Here is a 17,197-nt window from a genome sequence, read left to right as displayed (position 1 = left end):
CCATGGCAGGAAAAGCCCGGATGAGACCGTCCTGGAAGAAGCACAAGCGCCGAAAAGACAAACCTTCTGGGTCGCGCAAGAAACGCGTCACGCAGCGCAGTTGAAAGCTCCGGACATCTCCATTGCAATCGGCCTGATCGATCAGGCCGATTTCTACTTGCGAGAGCGTGACAGCCCTGCCCGCAACGGCCGCATCGTGCAAACCCTCTCTCCGCGCCCGACGCTCTCTAAGATGCCGGTCGTTGCTTTGGCATGATGTGTCGATGTCCTTCTGTGATTTTTCGCACGGATCCACCGAAAGGATTGTGACCAAAATAGAAGGTCACAATTCAATGAGGGGATTCCTATGTCGGGAGGATCGTCATGAGCGCCTCATCCCTGAGCTTCAGATTCGCGGTTATTTGCGTCATCGCCGGAATGGTCATGGGCATTGGAATGGCAGCCACGCAAGACCATTCGATCATGCCAGCCCATGCGCATTTGAACCTGCTGGGTTGGGTATCCCTGTTCCTGTTCGGCATCTATTACGAGCGCCGCCCTGCCCTGGACGTCAGCCGGTTGGCCATGATCCAGGTTGTCCTATGGTCCGTAGGCACGATCGTTCTCACCATTGCCGTCGCGGCCCTTCATCTCGGCTACAGCGCGGCCGATCCCCTTGCCGCGATTGCGTCGCTCGCGGTTCTCGCGGCGATGCTGATCTTCGCCTATTTCGTATTCCGTCCGGCCCGGGCCGTTGAATCCGGGCCGGCTGCCAGGATGTCTCCTGCCGAGTAACGGCCGTCACACAGCCGCAAAAGAAAAGGCCCCGCCATTGGCGGGGCCGCTCATGAAATGTCTGCTCTATATGATTTGGGCAGGAGCAATTCTTGGAAAGAAATTTGAGGCAGAAAAGCTGAACAGCCGACATTGCAGTGGATGAAAATGCATCCGGCGCAATGATGATGAGCAAAGGCGGCTTCTCTGGACATGAGAGCCGCCTCCACTCGGCGCAGATGCGTCAGATGACGATGAAGTCGGCGGCGGTCAGAGCGGCCTTGTTGTGGATCACGGCGAACTTCACAGCTGCGCCTCCACCGGTACCGTCGGCGTCATAGAAGAGATCGCCCGTGTTCTTGTCATAGACGATGCGGTCATTCGCATCCTTCGCCTTCTCGCCCTCCGTGAAGAAGCTCGAAGACAAGGACCCGGTCTTGGTCAGCTTCCTGAAGATGCTGTTCTCGAGACGGATCAGGTCATGGGACGGATTGAAGTCCATGATCCAGTCCACGTCCTTGCCGATGGCGGTGTTGAACACGAACGCATCGGCATCCGAATCATTGCCGCCATACATTACATCGGAGCCGGTCTTGCCCCACAGCACGTCACGGCCCGCGTTACCCTTGAGCAGGTCGTTGCCCGAAGTTCCCTTGACGTAGTTGTGGCTGTTCGACCCTTGAATGGTCCTGGTCGTTACAGGCAGGGTCGAGGATTGGTCATCCGGTGTCGGTGTAGGAGTGGGAGTGGGAGTGGGAGTAGGTGTGGGTGTGGGTGTGGGAGCAGGCGTGGACGGCGTCGTGGTCGTTCCGTCATGGTTGAACGACAAGGCATAGAAGGACGTCTGGCCGTAACCCGAACCATTCGTCTCGTTTGCGCCAAGGTAAGCACCGGCCTTGAAATAGAACGTGTCCGACTGCCAAACCGAATTGATGGTGGTATGCGAGTGATAGACCTTGCCGTCGGCGTAGATGTCGACATCAAGAACGTTGCCCTTGGCGTTGATCGTGTACGAGAACTTCTCGTTCAGCGACACATCCGGTGCCGAGCCGTCAGTCGCCTTGAAGGTGAAGTCGTGCTCCTCGTTGTCGGAACCCGATTGGTCGTTGGCGAAATAGAGCTTGTTGTCCTGCCAATAAAGGCGAACGAGCTCGTCATCCTGACCGTGGATTTGCCCGACCACGATCTTACGGCCCTGCCCGTCGCGCATCGGGGCCGCATCGACCTCGAGAGTGGCAGACATGAAACCGCCGGTCTTGAGGTTCCAGGCCGCCTTGGCAGTGCCATTCATCTCACGCAGTTCGGAACGTGCATAGGACGAACCGCTGGTGGTCGCTCCGTCGACGGGGACATAGAAGACCATTGCGCCGTCGGAGCCCGTATAGAAATACTTGCTTTGATAGCCGCTCAGGTTCTTGACTTCGATAGCCGTACCGGAGGTTTTGCCAGAGGAGTCGACAGGAAGAGTGATCTTCCAATCGGACAGGTTGAAGTTGCCGCTCGGAGCGACATTGGGATTCAAAGTCATGAGCATTGCCCCAGTGTCTCCTGAGCCTTCTTTTCCGAGGCTTTCGAGACACGCTTGATGGTTTTTTAACAAAAATCAGTCGGATTGGAAAATTATACGCAACTAGATCATCATAAACGATGACTTGTTTTTCATATACATCACTTTACTTCAGTTCGTCGAAATACCATTTCGCTAAACTGACGAAAGCCTTTTCTATACACAATGGGGCGAAATCGTGACAGAGGTGAATTATTGTTCGGATTTCTGAGCTACGCACCCTGTGAGGGCGACCGCTCCCGTCCCCGTTGCAACCGCTTCGGTGAGCATTTCTTCCGATAGGGCATGACTTCGCTGGAAACGGACGAACGACGCCCCGGGCCACCGCAGGAAAGCATTCAGATCGAGTGCCAGCGACGGTCCCGCAGATTCCTGCGCGGCCAGCCAGGGCCAGGTCCTCACCGCCCGTGCAGGAACAGGGCGCGTCATCCGCGGTTCCATAGCATAGGCCCGCAAAGATGCCGGTCTTGAAACCGACATGGATGATGGCGGCACAGTGATCTTGATCGGCGACGGCTCGGCCCCGACGCGCCCGCGGCCGACGTCTTCGGATCGGCCAGCTTCATCTATGCCGCCCGCAAAGCCGCTAGAGCTGTTTCCGTGGATGTGGAATCACCTCATGTCTTTGGTTTACCGCATTCCTTGACGGCGAACAGGATCGCCTTCGCCGAAGAACGCTCCAACGATCGGCCCGTGGGCTCAGATTGCATGAATCCGGTCCCGCAGCCCTGAACACACGGCCAGCGGCATCCGCTGATACCCTTCACGTCGCTCGTGAGGTCAGCCTCCAGGCTGTGCGGCAGCCCTTCGGCGAGTTCGCTGCCCGGCTCGACGGGAGGATTAGGCTAGTTGGCCTTCCTCGACCGCTAAGGCCATAAAAAGGGCCCAGCCCATGACGGCTCAGCTCAGACTCCGGCAGATCGACATCATCATGGCCTCGACAGGCGTTCAGCTCCACGACCGGTCCGGTTCAGTCAGCAGCGCGGCGGCCAGCACCTATGCGGAAGCTGGCCTATGAGGCCCCCGGCACCTCACCATTTGACGGTGAGGCCGCGGATAAGATCTCATCGCGGAACCTCACAGATCCTGGGCCGAAGCATCTCAGCATGAAGAGATTCTGATCGAAGGGAATCCAGCTCGGATCAACCGGGCCGTCATCAAAGAAAATGTGTCGGATGACTGCGTCTGCGACCGGTCTCGCTGTGCCCTGAGCCGGGAAATGGTGCATGGACAGCATAGGATAATCGTTGATTTCAAGTATGCGCGCGATTTGCCCTTGCAGCGGCCGGCGATGATCCTCTGCGATCATATCCAGACCGGCATAGATCAGCCCCGGTATTGCGCGGACCGCATCGATGGCAAGCTGCTTGAGCGAAGGATGTACCGCTTCTGTCATGTCGATACTGTCGCCCCCTTGCGAAATGTTGGAGACGTTCCTCAGATAGACGATTCTCTTCCCCTCGGGGACGCTGCTCATATCCAATCCCTGCTCCGCCAGCACTCGGGCCGATAGGTCATCATCAGGCACGGGCTTGAGCGCAACATTCTGCGTTCGCGCTTCATCGTTCTTTTGACTGATAAGGTTCGCGACGGAGCTGATGCCGTCACCAACCACATGAGCCGGCACTCGGTTGGTGACGGCAAGAACTTTGGAGTCGAGGACGAAGTATCGGCATTCCACGCCTGGGACGAACTCCTCTACGATTACGGAACCCCATTTCCGGGAGATCGTGCTCCACGCCTCCTCGAAGTCGCCCTGCGTCCGAATGCCTGTGTGGACGCCCTTGCCATAGGCTGCTTCAACGGGCTTCATCACTGCACGATCGGTTCGAACCTTGTTGAAGAAGCGTAGGGCATCATTTTTTTGATGCTTTCCAAACCTCTTGGAGCGCGGAGTAGGAATACCTTTGCGGTTCAGGATCTGGATCGTAATACTTTTGCTTTGTACGATCTGCATGGCTCCAAACGCGACCTGTCCCGCCATTTGCTTGTGGAAGAAGACCTCTCTGCCATTTCCCGACAAGACATATGAGAGCCCCTCAATGTGGTGGACTTCCAAATGGTGCCTGATGGCAGCGTCGATGATGAGGGCGCAGCTATAATTGCGAGCCTTGACACACTTCAGAAACGCAGCCGGCCGACTGATATGAAATCGGGTGAGATCCTGCTCCATGTCCATCCCTCGGCTGTCTTGAATACCGCAGATTGGGGGTTGGCCGCTGAGCCTCTAGTGCCTCACATGCTACTCATCAGAAACACTGATCATCTGTCCGCATTTATGAGTAGACCAGATGCCATTGTAGGTAATCTGCTTGAAAATCTGATCAGCAGAACGAGGCGGGAGCCTCAATTGCTGACAGATGGCCGAAGGCTTCTAGGCTGAATCGACATCCGGCAGCTATTCGAGACTCGCGAGAGGTGGATCGTGGCGAGCACGCAGATGGCCCTTTGGTCGTAGCGGGTGCCGATGCGTCGGAAGCGTTTGAGACGGCCGAGGAGGCGTTCAATGCGGTTGCGGGTTGGATTGGGTGTGTTCACCGGCTCCGTGAACGGCCTCCCGGGAGCAGCCAGCATCATCGGCACGATCCGCCAACACGAAGCTGGCGCTCTGATCGGCAATCATTTGGCGGGCCGGGGCCGAATCGGGGCTCTGACCCGGCGCAATGGCGATCTTGCCCGAGCGGCCCAAACTACCGGCCGATAAGTGGACCTTGGTACCCAATCCGCCTCGGGAGCGCCCCAGAGCCTGGTTGGGTGCCCCCATACCGCTCTCCGCCTGCTGGTGGGCGCGGATGATGGCGGAGGCGATCAGGTAGTACTCGTTATCGGGCGCCTAGGACAAGGCCAGGAGAAGGAACCTCCAGATCCAATCAACCGGGAGGCCTACGCTGATATTGTTCCCGCAGCGCAAGCACATGCATGGACGGACGAAGCCCAATGCCTTGGCTCACGCCTCTCCCGGCGCAAGACGCAAAAACCCCGCGCGGGCGGGGTTTCATCCTTCAAACCTTTGGCGCTCCCTAGGGGAGCGGTCGCCTATTCTCTAACCTCTTTCGAAATCAAACACTTAGCTTTGCCTATCTCCGACGTTGTGTAACAGCTTTGTGTGGCACAGGCAAAGACACCTCGTAGAGCGTGGTGAGAGGAAAACGCTGTTTGGCACCGAACCTCCGCACCTGCGCCAGCATTGCCGCGCATCCCATGATCCACCACCGCCCGCGCTGCTTTGCGCCTCAGCATCAAGTCTGGGAATGCCTCGCTGACCTGAACCAAAAATTTTGTCTCGCCCCAATCTGCCTAAGTATTTCATATGTAATGACCGGTGACAAAGACAGTATACGTCTCTAGAAGTGTGGCACTTCTTCCGAAGTTTACAGATATGGACGCCGGACCGGTGACGTGGCAAAAGCTTATCAATCTGGTCTAGGGCGAGAATAACAGTCACCATCCTCCTCCACCCAGTCACCTGTTCGAGTCCCAGTCGTTGGTCCTCTATAGAGGGGGCCATAAATCCATTCTGAGATCCCTATGCCTTCCAATCCCAACATCCCGTCCGTTAGGTACCGTTCTCAATCCGGGCTCAAGTCCCTGAGCCCATGGAGCATTGAGCGAGGGACCAAGTTCCTATTTGCCGAAGGCGATGCCCGCCATGATCGGCTCAAACTCAAGGTCGAGGCGCGGGTTCATTTTAGCCCGGATGCGCTGGAGGATGTCCTAGGCGACATCAGCCATCGCGATCCTGATAGCCGCCCTGACGTGCTGCGCCTCGAAAACCGCGGCCCTGATCGTTGGAACGTGTCCACCGTCCGGGACACCTGGTTGTTCAACGCGCATGGCACGGCAGACCTCGCCAAGCCGGGACTTCTCGTCTTCAAACTTGAGCTTGATCTGAACCCGACCACCTTTCTGGCGCATCAACCTACCCCCCGGATCGCGGACATTCAGGCGCGGCCTGCCGCCGAAGCCCTCCGGGTTGATCCCAACGTGCGCCAATATCTCCGAGCCGTAACCGCTGATGGAAATGACAACATGCTTCTGGGTGTGGACTACCTGGGCTCAACCGTGTTCGACCACCGCGCCGAACGGTGGGATGCGCTGATGGACACCTACATGGGCAAGGTGCAGGAGCTTCTCGCGGCCACCCTCGTTCCGGCCAATCGGCTCGCTGTTCTCGATGCCATCATCTTCAAGTCCATCGTGCAGGCTGAGGTGCATTGGGAACTGGAGCACCGGGATGCTGTGTCCTGGGTCTCAGGGTTCCGCAAAGCTCTTTTCGCCGCTGACAACGCCACCCGCTTCACGGTTTACCAGATTGGAAATGCGGAGTGCATTAAGCTTACGATCAATCCAGAGATCGCACTCAAGATCTACGCCAAGGAAGCAGCGAACAGGGTCCGGTTCGAGATCGAGTTTATAGGCAAGATCAACCGCAGCTTCCGCACTCATTCTCGTGCTGGCTACCGGACGAGCGTCCCGGATCAACTCAAGGCCCTGCGAGTGCCTGCCGCGAAACACGTTCAACGCACATGGAACGAGGTCATGAAGTTCACCGCCATCGAGGACAACGCCACTGATCTGTGTGATTTCATGGCCCGGCTCAACCGCTGCGTCCCAGAGGAGAACCGGCGGGTGATCGTGTCCCTTCTCGCTAACCAGCGGCGACTGTGCGAGACCATTCCCGACGGGTTCGCACCGTCCACGGTGTGCCAAGCCCTAGAGCGTGAGGGCATCCTCATTCGTACCCGTATCCGCAAGAGAGCCCCACAGGCTCAGTACGCCTTAGCCCCGTCTTGGTCCCGGATGTTTGACCGGCTGCTGAACCGCAATGATGCACCCCCGCACCTTATGAACTGATGAGTGTAGTCGGCCTCCAGCTACTCTGACCTGAGCCCTACCGACCTAACTCATGGCCGTTCATGAAGAAGTGACAAAGACATCGTCCAGTTCTTTCTGAATATAAAATTGAAACTGGGTTCAAAACGAGCGTATACTGCATGCGTTGATTGTGCATAATGAAAGCTGTATGCTCCTACTGTGAATAGGAGATCAGCACATGAGCAAGACAATGACCATGACAATCCGCGTCCCAGACCCGGTCAGACGGCAGATCGACCTCGAAATACATCGTCGTCGGATGTCCGATACCAAGGGCCGGGCTGTGAGCCGGACCGCCATTGTCCTGGAAGCCCTAGAGGTGGCTTTGACATCCGCCGAAAAGGGAGCAGTCCAATGATCCCAACCGATTTTCTTCACCTTCCTGTCCCAACACGCCCCAGCGACCGTGAGGCCGCTCGCCGGGCAGAGGAGGCATCCAAGCTCTTCGGCGGCTCTGCCCGCGTGAAGGGTCTTGGTCTCAACTTCCGCGCCCCTGATACGGCCCAGGCGAAGACCTCCGGCATGGCGAGCACGATGGACCTCTACGCCCCCGTGATCCGGGCCGAAGATGCCAAGCGCGAAGAGATCGCCCGCCGGATGGACGCCCTGCCCTCGCACATCGCGGCCCTACCCCAGAAAGAACCCGGCCTTGGCGTCGATGCGCTGGAGGCTCTGGCCGTGATCGAGCGGAGCAGCAAGGCCATGGGCGGCCAGTCGGTCGCGGTGACGCGGGGGGACATCGCCCGTGCGATCAAGTGCGCCCCGGAGCGAGCGGAGACCATCATCTCCGACTTGGAGCGCCGGAAGCTCCTGCGCCGTCAGGTCACCGCCGGGGTGCTGGACTACTTCACCGTTCAACTTTGAGCCATCGGCTGCGGCGTTGTTCGTCCTCCGCCGTAGCTGCGCCCCCGGCCCCGTTTTGACGCCGGTAAGCCGGGGGCACCCTTCCCCACGAGATTGAAGCCATGGCCTCGACCAAGCTCACCGCCAAGGCCCGCGCGGCCTTCTCCGTTCTCGCCTTCGTCGCCTGCGACCTCGCCCGGCACGGGGCGGACCAAGTGTCCATTGCCCTCGACCTGGACGCCTCCGGTGTGCGCCTCTCTGCCATCATCCGGGGGGACATCGAAAAGGCCCTGGCCGTTGCGGAGGGGCTACGCGAAGCAGCCGAGCGCCGGGGCCATCGTCTCTTAGGCGGAGAAGGCTTCGACCTCGCCCGCACCGGCCTGGAGCCGGACCAGCAACGCCTCGCCCTCTTTTGCCCGGTAGCATGACCATGAACACGCCCGATCACATCACCCGCGCCCAAGCCGTCCGATCTGACCTTGCCCCCGTGGCGGAGGCCCTGGAGCGGTGCGGTTGTGCCGTCAACCTCAAAATCGTCTCTGACCGCACCCTGGCGGCGGTGCTTATGTCCGCCACCTTCACCGGCTCCCCGGCCCTGGCGCACAAGCTCGTCCGCGACATCAGGGACGTGGCCCGCGCCCAAGGCATCGACCTAGACGGCATCGTCTGTGACCATGACGACCTCCGGGCGGATCAACAGCGCATCGGCTTTGTGTGCCTCTGCCCGGCCCGGAAGCCATCTCGAAAAGCGGCCTGATCCCATGTCCTCCCGGTGTTCCTGTTGCTCGCACCCGGAACGGCGCGCCCTCGATGCAGCGCTGCGCTCCGGCGTGGCCCTGCGCACCGTGGCCGAAGGGTTCAGCGTGTCGAAAACGGCCCTGATCCGGCACCGGGATAACCACATGGACAACCAGGCCCCTCGCGTGCGCCATCGGGAGCGCCCGGCGGCCCCAGCCGTGCCCCAGGCCAATCCCGCGCCCCTCAATGTGCATGAGAAGATGCGGCGTGCCCTCTGGATGCGGGAACAAGGGTTCACCCGCGCCGAGATCGCCGAGGCCCTGAGCATCACGGAGGGCTATGTCTCGGAGCTTTTCGCCCGCGCCCGTGATGAAGCCCTCGCGGCCGTCAAGGAAGCCACGGCGGAGCAGCTTGTCACCGATCTGCGCACCACTCACGCCCTCCAGATGGCGAAGCTCGCGGCCCTCTATGACCAAGCGGAAAAGGCAGGGGACCGGAAAACCATGGTGGCCGTCCTCCGGGAGCGCCGTCACCACAACGAAAGCCTACGGGAACTGTATCGGAGCCTTGGAGCCTTTGACCGCTTCACCCGGAGCGCCCAGGCGGAGGAACGTCACCCCCTGGCCCAAGATGCCCTCGACTGGATCACCCACGCCCAAGCCCTCTTCGACAGCATAGGCGATGCGTCCGACACCGAGGAGCCCGAAGCCCCATAGGCCCCGTGCATGGTCCGCTTTGTGGTCCGCTTCCCGGTCTTGGTCCGGTCCGCTCAAAACCCCAGGAAATCAGGCCCTTCCCTTTGACAATTCCGGCGACGTGGTCCGCTTCGCCCTGTGGTCCGGTCCGCTTGGTCCGCTTCGTGGTCCACTTTCGGCTCACACGGCTCGATCAGCAGCCGTTCGCCTTCTGCACGCCTCGGACGAGTGCGTCTTCATCGGCGCTCCCGTCCGCGAGCCACACGGTCTCTTCCTTGCCCTTGGGGCGGGTCACATCCACGACCACGACATAGGGCCGAAAGCCCACATAGCCGCCGTATCGGTTCTTCAGGTTCACCTCACCGCACCACGAGCGTCTTCCCGGTGTGGGCTTGCCGCGCCTGATGTATCGGAACTGGGCTGCTTTGGGATCGAGAGCGTTCCGCACGGGCGGCAATGTGGCCGCGACCTGTTCGGGATAGTCCCACCCGGCCATGTCATCCGGGTTGAGAATAGTTTGGGCCTGCGCTGGAGCGGCCAAGAGAAGGGCGGAAAGGACTAGGGCGTGTTTCACAGAAGGTGCTCGATTATGAGAAGACAAGCCTAGGGAAGGTCGCGCCTTACAAGCAATTCAAGAGTGAAGTTCTCCCCTGCTCATGCGGCCCGTTCTAGGAGCCGAGCGACTGAGCGAGCGTGCCAAGCTCCACCCCGCACCGTCTGGACCCCACGAGCGTTCAGGGCCTCGGCAATGCCCCGGAGGGACGTAACCCCGGCGGCCTCGATACTGCGCACGATGGGGAGCACGTTGGCGGCGAAGGCTTCGGCGGCCTTCGCATTGGCGGCGGCTCCTAGCCTCTGAGCCTCGCCCAGGTTCGTTCGGTTGCCAAGCTTCGCCCCAGCGGCCCGCTTCGCCTGGAGGGCGGCCTTGGTCCGGGTGGAGATCAACGCCCGCTCTTTCTCGGCAAGGGCGGCATAGAGGTGGAGCACGAACGGGTCCGTATCGGCCCCAAGCTCCGCCACCAGGAACGGGACCCGCTGGGCCATCAGGCCGGAGATGAAATGCACGTCACGGGATAGGCGGTCCAGCTTCGCCACGATGACAGGGGCCTTGGCCTTCCGCGCCGTGGCGAGGGCCTTGGCGAGTTCCGGGCGGCGGTCCAGGGCGTCGGAGCCCTTGCCGGTCTCGACTTCGGTGAAGATCGCGGCGACCTCGATGCCCTCGGCAGCGGCGAAGCGCTCGATGGCCTCCTTCTGCGCATCCATGCCCAGGCCGCTCTTGCCCTGCTTCGCGGTGCTGACCCGGATGTAAGCGACGGCCTGTTTCATCGTGATCCCCTAGCCCGGAGCGCTCCCCAGCGCCTCCCGTGACAACACAATACGAACGTTTAGAGTTGCCACGCAAGTTAAAAGTCAGTAGCAGATAGCTGAAGTAAAAAAGCCTTGGCCAAGCCCTGATGGGCGATACTAACATGAGGACACTCTGGTTTGGCTCACCGGGCTACGCTCCGTTTACCTGCTGGGCATAAACTCCTTTGAATTAACGTGGAAAACACTTAGCTTAGCTATATCGGTAAGCCAACACGGCGAACTCTGAGCTACGACAACTAGGCCGCAAGTCATGGTAACGACAAATGATAATTAAGAGATTTGAAGTCACAGGTCTTCCGGGACATGCAGATCGCCCCCTAGTCCGAAGACTTCACCCTGATCTAAATATCATCACTGGCCGGAATGGATCGGGCAAAACCATGCTTCTCAAGCTGCTGTGGTACATCACAAGCGGCAATATTGAACATGCTACCAGAGAAGTACCATTTACCAGGGCAACGATTGAGACAGACGAATATACTATTACCGTAAATCGTATCACCTCATCTCAATCGAAAATAGAAATTCTTAGAGGTGGCGAGAAATTCGTTTTCGAGGATATGTTCGATGACGAAAGTGGAACGATGTACGATGCCGAAGGCGAAGCGAATACTTTCGTAAAGGAGTTTGGCAGTTCTGTTTTCTTTCCAACGTTCCGACGCATTGAAGGCGGCTTTTCGCTGACATCCGCGCGTCCTGGAGCGCTATTTCCAGGGCGGACAAGCAGAGCGCGCGGCGAGATTGAGGAGGCACTGTCCCAGTTGTCACGTCGCTTAACTGTAGAGAAGCATACCTTCGTTGCATCAATCTCGACTGTCGACATCGTTGGCCTATTAATGCGCCAGTATACTGAGATGTCAGAATTGTCTAACAACCTACAGAAGATTAACTCTGAAAACATCATCGAACAAATCAAAGCCTATAAGAGAGATAACTACTTAGAAGGCAAAGAAAATATAAAGGAACATTCTGCAAGGGCCGAAGAGGTTATCGATAGCATTAGATCGGTGATCGAGAATATGGATCGAGAGAGAGCAGCTATCTTAGCGCCTCTCGATGCCGTGCGAGCTCTAGTAGAGAAACTGTTCCAACATTCAGGTATTCGCCTAGGGGCGAGGCTGAGTTTCGGCGATGCGGCAAATGCCGTAAGCTCAGAAGCCTTGTCTGCCGGCGAAAAGCAGATGCTAAGTTTCATCTGTTACAACGCCTTTTATAGAGATAGTTTCATTTTTATTGATGAGCCAGAATTAAGTCTTCATGTTGATTGGCAAAGGCAGCTATTTCCCATAATGCGGAGCCAAGGGACCTCTAATCAGTTTATTATAGCTACGCACTCTCCTTTCATATACAGCAAGTATCCTGAGAAGGAGATCATGATTAGCCCGGACCGCGGCGATACTGCGGAAATTGACTAATGCCTAAGCGTGAACTTACTGTCGATGAGGCTGTCCAAACCCTCAAGAGGTCAAATCTACCAAGCGTCGTTACCGAAGGTATAGACGACTATGTGATCTTTAGAAGAATTGAGGAAGAATTTTCATCAGCGAACGTTTCATTCCTGCCAGTCGGGGGAAGAGGAAAAGTTCTTGATATATTTGACCGTCGCAAGGAGATCGGGAGAAATGACGTAATCTTTGTAGTAGACAGGGACATGTGGGTTCTCTCCTCCCCACCTCCTGAGTACACACATCGCAAAATAATAATGACCGATGGGTATTCTATCGAGAACGACCTGTATCGCGATGGAAAAATCGAGAAACTTCTCACAAACTCTGAGAGGGAATTATTCAAAAGTGAATTAGCCCAAATTATTGCCTGGTACTCCTTTGCCGTTACACCGGCTGGCAGTAAAGCTAGTATCTCAGATCACCCTGGAAAGGTACTTTCTGAAGATGGAAATCTTTGCAAGAAGTATCTTGCGGAGATTAGTTACACCGGACCAGATACAGAGATATATCCTCAAATCTCTTCAGACTACGAGAGATTACTACGGGGGAAAACGCTGATGGCTGTCCTGCTCAGGCAGTTATCTGCTAGCTCACGGACTGTGAAATTTAGCAAAGCACAACTAATGGAAATGGCGTCAGCAGAGCGAGGCCCTTACTATACCAATATTCGCAATCAGATCGAGTTGATGTTTGGTCAATTAGGCGTCGTATGCACCGTCTAACCTTAGAGTGAGCTATTTATATCAAGCGAAACCGGGGCCCTATCCACCTTTATGAAGATGGGATAGGTCCACCGGTGAAGCAACTCTATCAAGCTCTACTGCTAGCCGGGCAATGGAATGTCCTGCACCGTACTTTCGGCCAACACTCGATCCCGCTCTATGACCCGTTAGAGCATCATGAACATCCTCTGATACGCCCGCATCACGGCACATATCCTTGAATTGGTGCCGAAAGGAGTGAAACACTTTCCGGGGATCGGAGATGCCCAAATTTTTGCTTCTCAGATAGCCATTGAACCACTGCGAGAAGGCAGCGGATCGAGCTCTTCCCTCAGCAGACTGCACCTCCGGCCAGAGATCAGCACTTTCGTTGCCGCTGGTCGCTCGAACACCCTCAACGTAGTCCAAGAAGCCAATGCGGCGAAGCTCCGAATGGATGGGCAGCTTCCTGATGCTGGTCCTAGTTTTTACCGAGCGCCCGCCGGATGTACTAATATCAAGGTAAGCCACACCTGATCCATTGACTTGGATGTCACAAGCTCGGAGTTGAGCCAACTCAGCAAGGCGGGCTCCAGTGAACAAGGCTAGGAGAGGCAACCAAAACTGCGCTTCGCCTCGACCGCCTCTAAACCGCTGACCTGAGCCATGCACAGGCCCAGAAACAAAGATCATGCGCAGTTCATCAGAACTAAATGGAAGACGCCCCTCTTCGGCGGTGCTGTCAGCTTCGATCTGGACGCTTCGGAAGTGGTTGGGCCAACCGGCGGCCTCTTCAAAGTGACTTTCCTTCTTTGCAGTCTCGACGATAGCTGAGAGCAACTGAAACGACTTATTGATGGTACCCGCAGCACGCAGCGGATAAGCACTTAGGTCTTGCTTGAGCAGTTCCGGCACAGGCAATTTTGAAAGTCGTACGGGAAGATGCGCCGGGATACGAACTAGGGCGTCGCTGTATTCCTTGACCCGTCGCTTCGTCATCTCTTCGATATGGAGGTCACCATGAAGTTCGATGAATTGTCGGACCGCATTTTCAGCCTCCTTGGCGGTCAATTCACGGGGGCGCTTACTACCTCGTGCCCCTGAGCCGTCACGCCAAGATGCTAAGGCCTCTGAAAGGCGTGGACCGTGCTGGCCCTCTGTTGTCGGTCGAGAACCAGGAGCAAACAACGGGTCACGAGGGATGAAGGGCTGCCCACTCAACTCGCAGAGGGCCAGACGGCTACCCTCGATGGCAGCCCGCCTCACCAATCGGGTGAACTCACGATATTGGTTGCTCGTCCTATCTATGTCAGCAGTCGGCAGCACCCGCTGAATGACGCCCACTTTCTCAAATTTCTTCGGCCATCCAGCCTGCATAAGGATGTGATCGGCTGTCCCTTGGACGCTATCTGCCCACTGCTCCTTATCCTTGTCTTGGAGACGTGCGAGAGTATCGGCCCACTCGTCAATGAGTTCGCTTTTATCGACCTCACCAGTTGGCGGATCGGCAGCAATTGGCTCGAACACATCCTTGAAATATCCAACCGCCATCCGCTCAAGCTCAGCTTGAGAGACACGTGAGAAGGCTTGGCTAGCCAACTTCTCTTGAAGACCAAGCTTGGCCTTATCAGCCCGGCGCAACTCATCGAACTGTGCCTGTATCTCTGCAACTCGCAGATTTCGCAACCGCCGCGCTTCGTCCCGATTGCGAGTGCCAAGGCTCACGAAGACCTTGTCACTGCCATAAGCTGTGACCAGATCGGTTGGAACCCGCATGTTGAGATAGTAGTTTCCGCCCTTTCCCCGCCGGTAAAGGTACGCGTCTTTTGGCATGAGTTCCCCGCTCATGTGTGACACCTTTGTGTGACAGGTTGAGCCGAGAATGCCTGATAGCTGAGGAAGTTAAGGCGATCAAAGGCCTTATAGAACCTTTGGCGCTCCCTAGGGGACTCGAACCCCTGTTTTCGCCGTGAGAGGGCGACGTCCTAGACCGCTAGACGAAGGGAGCTAGCAAGGTTGAGGCCGCTCGTATAACCACCATCGCGAATCCCTTCAAGCCCTTTCTCCGAAAAAAGAGAGGGCCAGGCAAAAAATGAGGACGTGGTGGACGATACGACCCTGCAGGAATGGACCCTGGACGACACAACGGCGGCCGAGCGGCTGGACCGTGTGCTGGCGCGGCTCGCGAGCGACCTGTCGCGCAGCCGCCTGCAAGCTCTGATCCGCGAGGGCCAGGTGACCGTTGATGGCGCGCCCGTGCTCGATCCGGGGCGCAAGGTGAGCGCCGGCGCGCGGATCACCCTGCAGGTTCCGCCGCCCATGCCTGCGCAGCCTCAGGGCGAAGCCATGGACCTGTCCATCGTCTATGAGGATGACGACCTCATCGTCATCGACAAGCCGGCTGGGCTCGTGGTCCACCCGGCGGCAGGGCATGAATCCGGCACGCTGGTGAACGCGCTCATCGCCCATTGCGGCGACAGCCTGTCCGGCATCGGCGGCGTGAAGCGCCCCGGCATCGTGCACCGGCTCGACAAGGACACTTCGGGCCTTCTCGCGGTGGCCAAGAACGATCTGGCCCATCAGGGATTGGCGGAGCAATTCGCCGACCATGGCCGCACGGGCCCTCTGGAGAGACTCTACCTCGCCCTGGTCTGGGGCGTGCCGGAGCGCAAGCGCGGCACGGTGGAGGCGGCGCTGGCGCGCAGCCAGCACAACCGGGAAAAGATCGCCATCGTCTCCGACGGGAACGAGCGCGGCCGGTATGCGATCACCCATTACGAGGTGCTGGAGCCCTTGCCCTCTGCCAATCCGGTCGCCTCTCTCGTCCAGTGCGAACTCGAGACCGGGCGCACCCACCAGATCCGCGTCCACATGGCTCATATCGGCCACCCGCTGCTCGGCGACGCGGTCTACGGCTCCGGGTTCAAAACCAAGGCGAACCGCCTCACGCAGGCCCAGCAGCAGGCCCTGGCAGCCGTCAACGGGCAAGCCCTGCATGCGGCGGTCCTGGGCTTCGAGCACCCAAGGACGGGGGAGTTCCTGCGCTTCGAAAGCCCCATTCCGCCGAACCTGGCCGAACTCCTGGACGCGCTGAGAGCCTGACGTCCAAGCGTCAATGCGTCGCAAAGTTCTGCCACGCTGGCACCCTTGCGACTTTGAAGCGTTCACCAGGTCTTGAAGCCTGGCGCCTCTATCCGGACAAGGTCGAACCGCTTATATAAGGATGTTGGGCGGCCAGCCATCGAGGGGGCCGCCTCAGGCTTGCCTCATGGAACGAGGGAGCCAAAGGAGGAGAAGATATGGCTGCAGCGCTTCCAGTGCTTGCCAATGAAGGGGGCCTTTCCCGCTATCTCGACGAAATCCGTCGCTTCCCCATGCTTGAGCCGCATGAGGAATACATGCTCGCCAAACGCTGGCGCGAACATGGAGACCGTGAGGCTGCCCACAAGCTCGTGACATCCCACCTGCGCCTCGTCGCCAAGATCGCCATGGGCTACCGTGGCTATGGCCTGCCGATCAGCGAGGTGGTCTCCGAAGGCAATGTCGGCCTGATGCAGGCCGTCAAGCGCTTCGAGCCCGACAAGGGCTTCCGCCTCGCCACCTATGCCATGTGGTGGATCAAGGCGGCAATTCAAGAATACATCCTGCGGTCCTGGTCGCTCGTGAAGATGGGCACCACCGCGAACCAGAAGAAGCTGTTCTTCAACCTGCGCAAGGCGAAGGGCCGCATCTCGGCCCTGGATGAGGGCGATCTGCGCCCTGACCAGGTAAAGCAGATCGCGACCCAGCTCGGCGTGACCGAACAGGACGTGGTGGACATGAACCGCCGCCTCGGCGGCGACGCCTCCCTCAACGCGCCTCTGCGCGACGAAGGTGAAGGCGGCGGCGAGTGGCAGGACTGGCTGGTCGACCAGAGCGAAAGCCAGGAGCAGGTGCTCGTGGAGGAGGAGGAAGGCCAGAACCGGCTGACCGCACTGCGCAATGCCCTCACGGTCCTGAACCCGCGCGAGCGCCGGATATTCGAAGCCCGGCGGCTCTCGGACGATCCGATCACGCTGGAGGAGCTCTCGACCGAGTTCGGCGTGTCCCGGGAGCGCGTCAGGCAGATCGAGGTGCGTGCCTTCGAGAAGGTGCAGGAAGCGGTGAAGAAGAATCTCACTCAGATCGAGAACACCTCGTCGGCCGAGGCCTCGGCCTGACCACCGCCTC

18 protein-coding genes and 1 tRNA gene are annotated in these 17,197 nt (G+C 58.3%); 13 read left to right on the top strand and 6 right to left on the bottom strand.

What is annotated here, in order from left to right; genetic code table 11:
• Positions 1 to 100 precede the first annotated feature (100 nt).
• Both GR328_RS21455 and GR328_RS21450 read left to right on the top strand, forming a co-directional pair.
• Complete coding sequence (locus tag GR328_RS21455) at positions 101 to 256, top strand: hypothetical protein (RefSeq protein WP_160887492.1); 156 nt, start codon at positions 101 to 103, stop codon at positions 254 to 256.
• Between the two features lie 107 nt (positions 257 to 363).
• On the top strand, positions 364 to 774 hold the full coding sequence (locus GR328_RS21450; protein ID WP_160887490.1) for a hypothetical protein: 411 nt from the start codon (positions 364 to 366) through the stop codon (positions 772 to 774).
• A 223-nt stretch (positions 775 to 997) separates the two neighbouring features.
• Here GR328_RS21450 and GR328_RS21445 read toward each other — a convergent pair whose 3' ends face one another.
• Entirely contained in the window at positions 998 to 2,287 is a 1,290-nt protein-coding gene (locus tag GR328_RS21445) for a polysaccharide lyase family 7 protein (RefSeq protein WP_160887488.1), read from the bottom strand.
• A gap of 925 nt (positions 2,288 to 3,212) precedes the next feature.
• On the opposite strand from GR328_RS21445, the gene GR328_RS28085 reads away from it, so the two are divergent.
• Complete coding sequence (locus GR328_RS28085) at positions 3,213 to 3,338, top strand: hypothetical protein (RefSeq protein ID WP_281352047.1); 126 nt, start codon at positions 3,213 to 3,215, stop codon at positions 3,336 to 3,338.
• Here GR328_RS28085 and GR328_RS21440 read toward each other — a convergent pair.
• Complete coding sequence (locus GR328_RS21440) at positions 3,333 to 4,493, bottom strand: hypothetical protein (RefSeq protein WP_160887486.1); 1,161 nt, start codon at positions 4,491 to 4,493, stop codon at positions 3,333 to 3,335. The two genes, GR328_RS28085 and GR328_RS21440, sit on opposite strands and share 6 nt — an antisense overlap.
• Positions 4,494 to 4,826: 333 nt before the next feature.
• Between GR328_RS21440 and GR328_RS26735 the strand changes: the two genes are divergently transcribed.
• From GR328_RS26735 to GR328_RS21410, 6 genes are all read left to right on the top strand, one after another.
• Positions 4,827 to 5,024, top strand: coding sequence for a hypothetical protein (locus GR328_RS26735; protein WP_170304150.1), 198 nt, complete (start codon positions 4,827 to 4,829; stop codon positions 5,022 to 5,024).
• Between the two features lie 824 nt (positions 5,025 to 5,848).
• Positions 5,849 to 7,174, top strand: a complete 1,326-nt coding sequence (locus tag GR328_RS21430) for a hypothetical protein (RefSeq protein ID WP_160887482.1) — start codon at positions 5,849 to 5,851, stop codon at positions 7,172 to 7,174.
• 375 nt (positions 7,175 to 7,549) lie between these two features.
• Positions 7,550 to 8,059 carry a hypothetical protein gene (locus GR328_RS21425; RefSeq protein WP_160887480.1) on the top strand — a complete coding sequence of 170 codons (510 nt, stop codon included), beginning with the start codon at positions 7,550 to 7,552 and terminating at the stop codon, positions 8,057 to 8,059.
• Between the two features lie 101 nt (positions 8,060 to 8,160).
• Complete coding sequence (locus GR328_RS21420) at positions 8,161 to 8,466, top strand: hypothetical protein (protein WP_160887478.1); 306 nt, start codon at positions 8,161 to 8,163, stop codon at positions 8,464 to 8,466.
• 2 nt (positions 8,467 to 8,468) lie between these two features.
• Positions 8,469 to 8,795, top strand: a complete 327-nt coding sequence (locus tag GR328_RS21415; RefSeq protein ID WP_160887476.1) for a hypothetical protein — start codon at positions 8,469 to 8,471, stop codon at positions 8,793 to 8,795.
• 145 nt (positions 8,796 to 8,940) lie between these two features.
• Positions 8,941 to 9,492: a sugar-binding transcriptional regulator gene (locus GR328_RS21410; RefSeq protein WP_160887474.1), complete on the top strand. Its 552-nt coding sequence runs from the start codon at positions 8,941 to 8,943 to the stop codon at positions 9,490 to 9,492.
• A gap of 172 nt (positions 9,493 to 9,664) precedes the next feature.
• Here GR328_RS21410 and GR328_RS21405 read toward each other — a convergent pair whose 3' ends face one another.
• Together GR328_RS21405 and GR328_RS21400 are read right to left on the bottom strand one after the other, a co-directional pair.
• Positions 9,665 to 10,045, bottom strand: a complete 381-nt coding sequence (locus GR328_RS21405; RefSeq protein WP_160887472.1) for a hypothetical protein — start codon at positions 10,043 to 10,045, stop codon at positions 9,665 to 9,667.
• A gap of 80 nt (positions 10,046 to 10,125) precedes the next feature.
• Complete coding sequence (locus GR328_RS21400) at positions 10,126 to 10,797, bottom strand: recombinase family protein (protein ID WP_160887470.1); 672 nt, start codon at positions 10,795 to 10,797, stop codon at positions 10,126 to 10,128.
• A gap of 305 nt (positions 10,798 to 11,102) precedes the next feature.
• Between GR328_RS21400 and GR328_RS21395 the strand changes: the two genes are divergently transcribed.
• Positions 11,103 to 12,254: an AAA family ATPase gene (locus tag GR328_RS21395; RefSeq protein ID WP_160887468.1), complete on the top strand. Its 1,152-nt coding sequence runs from the start codon at positions 11,103 to 11,105 to the stop codon at positions 12,252 to 12,254.
• On the top strand, positions 12,254 to 13,009 hold the full coding sequence (locus GR328_RS21390; RefSeq protein ID WP_160887466.1) for a DUF4435 domain-containing protein: 756 nt from the start codon (positions 12,254 to 12,256) through the stop codon (positions 13,007 to 13,009). The genes GR328_RS21395 and GR328_RS21390 overlap by 1 nt, the downstream gene beginning before the upstream one ends.
• A gap of 39 nt (positions 13,010 to 13,048) precedes the next feature.
• On the opposite strand, the gene GR328_RS21385 is transcribed toward GR328_RS21390, so the two are convergent.
• Both GR328_RS21385 and GR328_RS21380 read right to left on the bottom strand, forming a co-directional pair.
• Complete coding sequence (locus GR328_RS21385) at positions 13,049 to 14,836, bottom strand: site-specific integrase (protein ID WP_160887464.1); 1,788 nt, start codon at positions 14,834 to 14,836, stop codon at positions 13,049 to 13,051.
• Positions 14,837 to 14,920: 84 nt separating this feature from the next.
• Positions 14,921 to 14,996, bottom strand: a tRNA-Glu gene (locus tag GR328_RS21380).
• 95 nt (positions 14,997 to 15,091) lie between these two features.
• On the opposite strand from GR328_RS21380, the gene GR328_RS21375 reads away from it, so the two are divergent.
• Positions 15,092 to 16,090, top strand: coding sequence for an RluA family pseudouridine synthase (locus tag GR328_RS21375; RefSeq protein ID WP_160887462.1), 999 nt, complete (start codon positions 15,092 to 15,094; stop codon positions 16,088 to 16,090).
• Positions 16,091 to 16,287: 197 nt separating this feature from the next.
• Entirely contained in the window at positions 16,288 to 17,187 is a 900-nt protein-coding gene (gene rpoH / locus GR328_RS21370; protein ID WP_160887460.1) for an RNA polymerase sigma factor RpoH, read from the top strand.
• Positions 17,188 to 17,197 lie beyond the last annotated feature (10 nt).

This window comes from Microvirga makkahensis, assembly GCF_009830105.1.
GTDB classification, from domain to species: Bacteria; Pseudomonadota; Alphaproteobacteria; order Rhizobiales; family Beijerinckiaceae; genus Microvirga; species Microvirga makkahensis.
The sequence above is the reverse complement of the archived record's forward strand: the minus strand, read 5'-3'. Positions and strand labels throughout refer to the sequence as shown.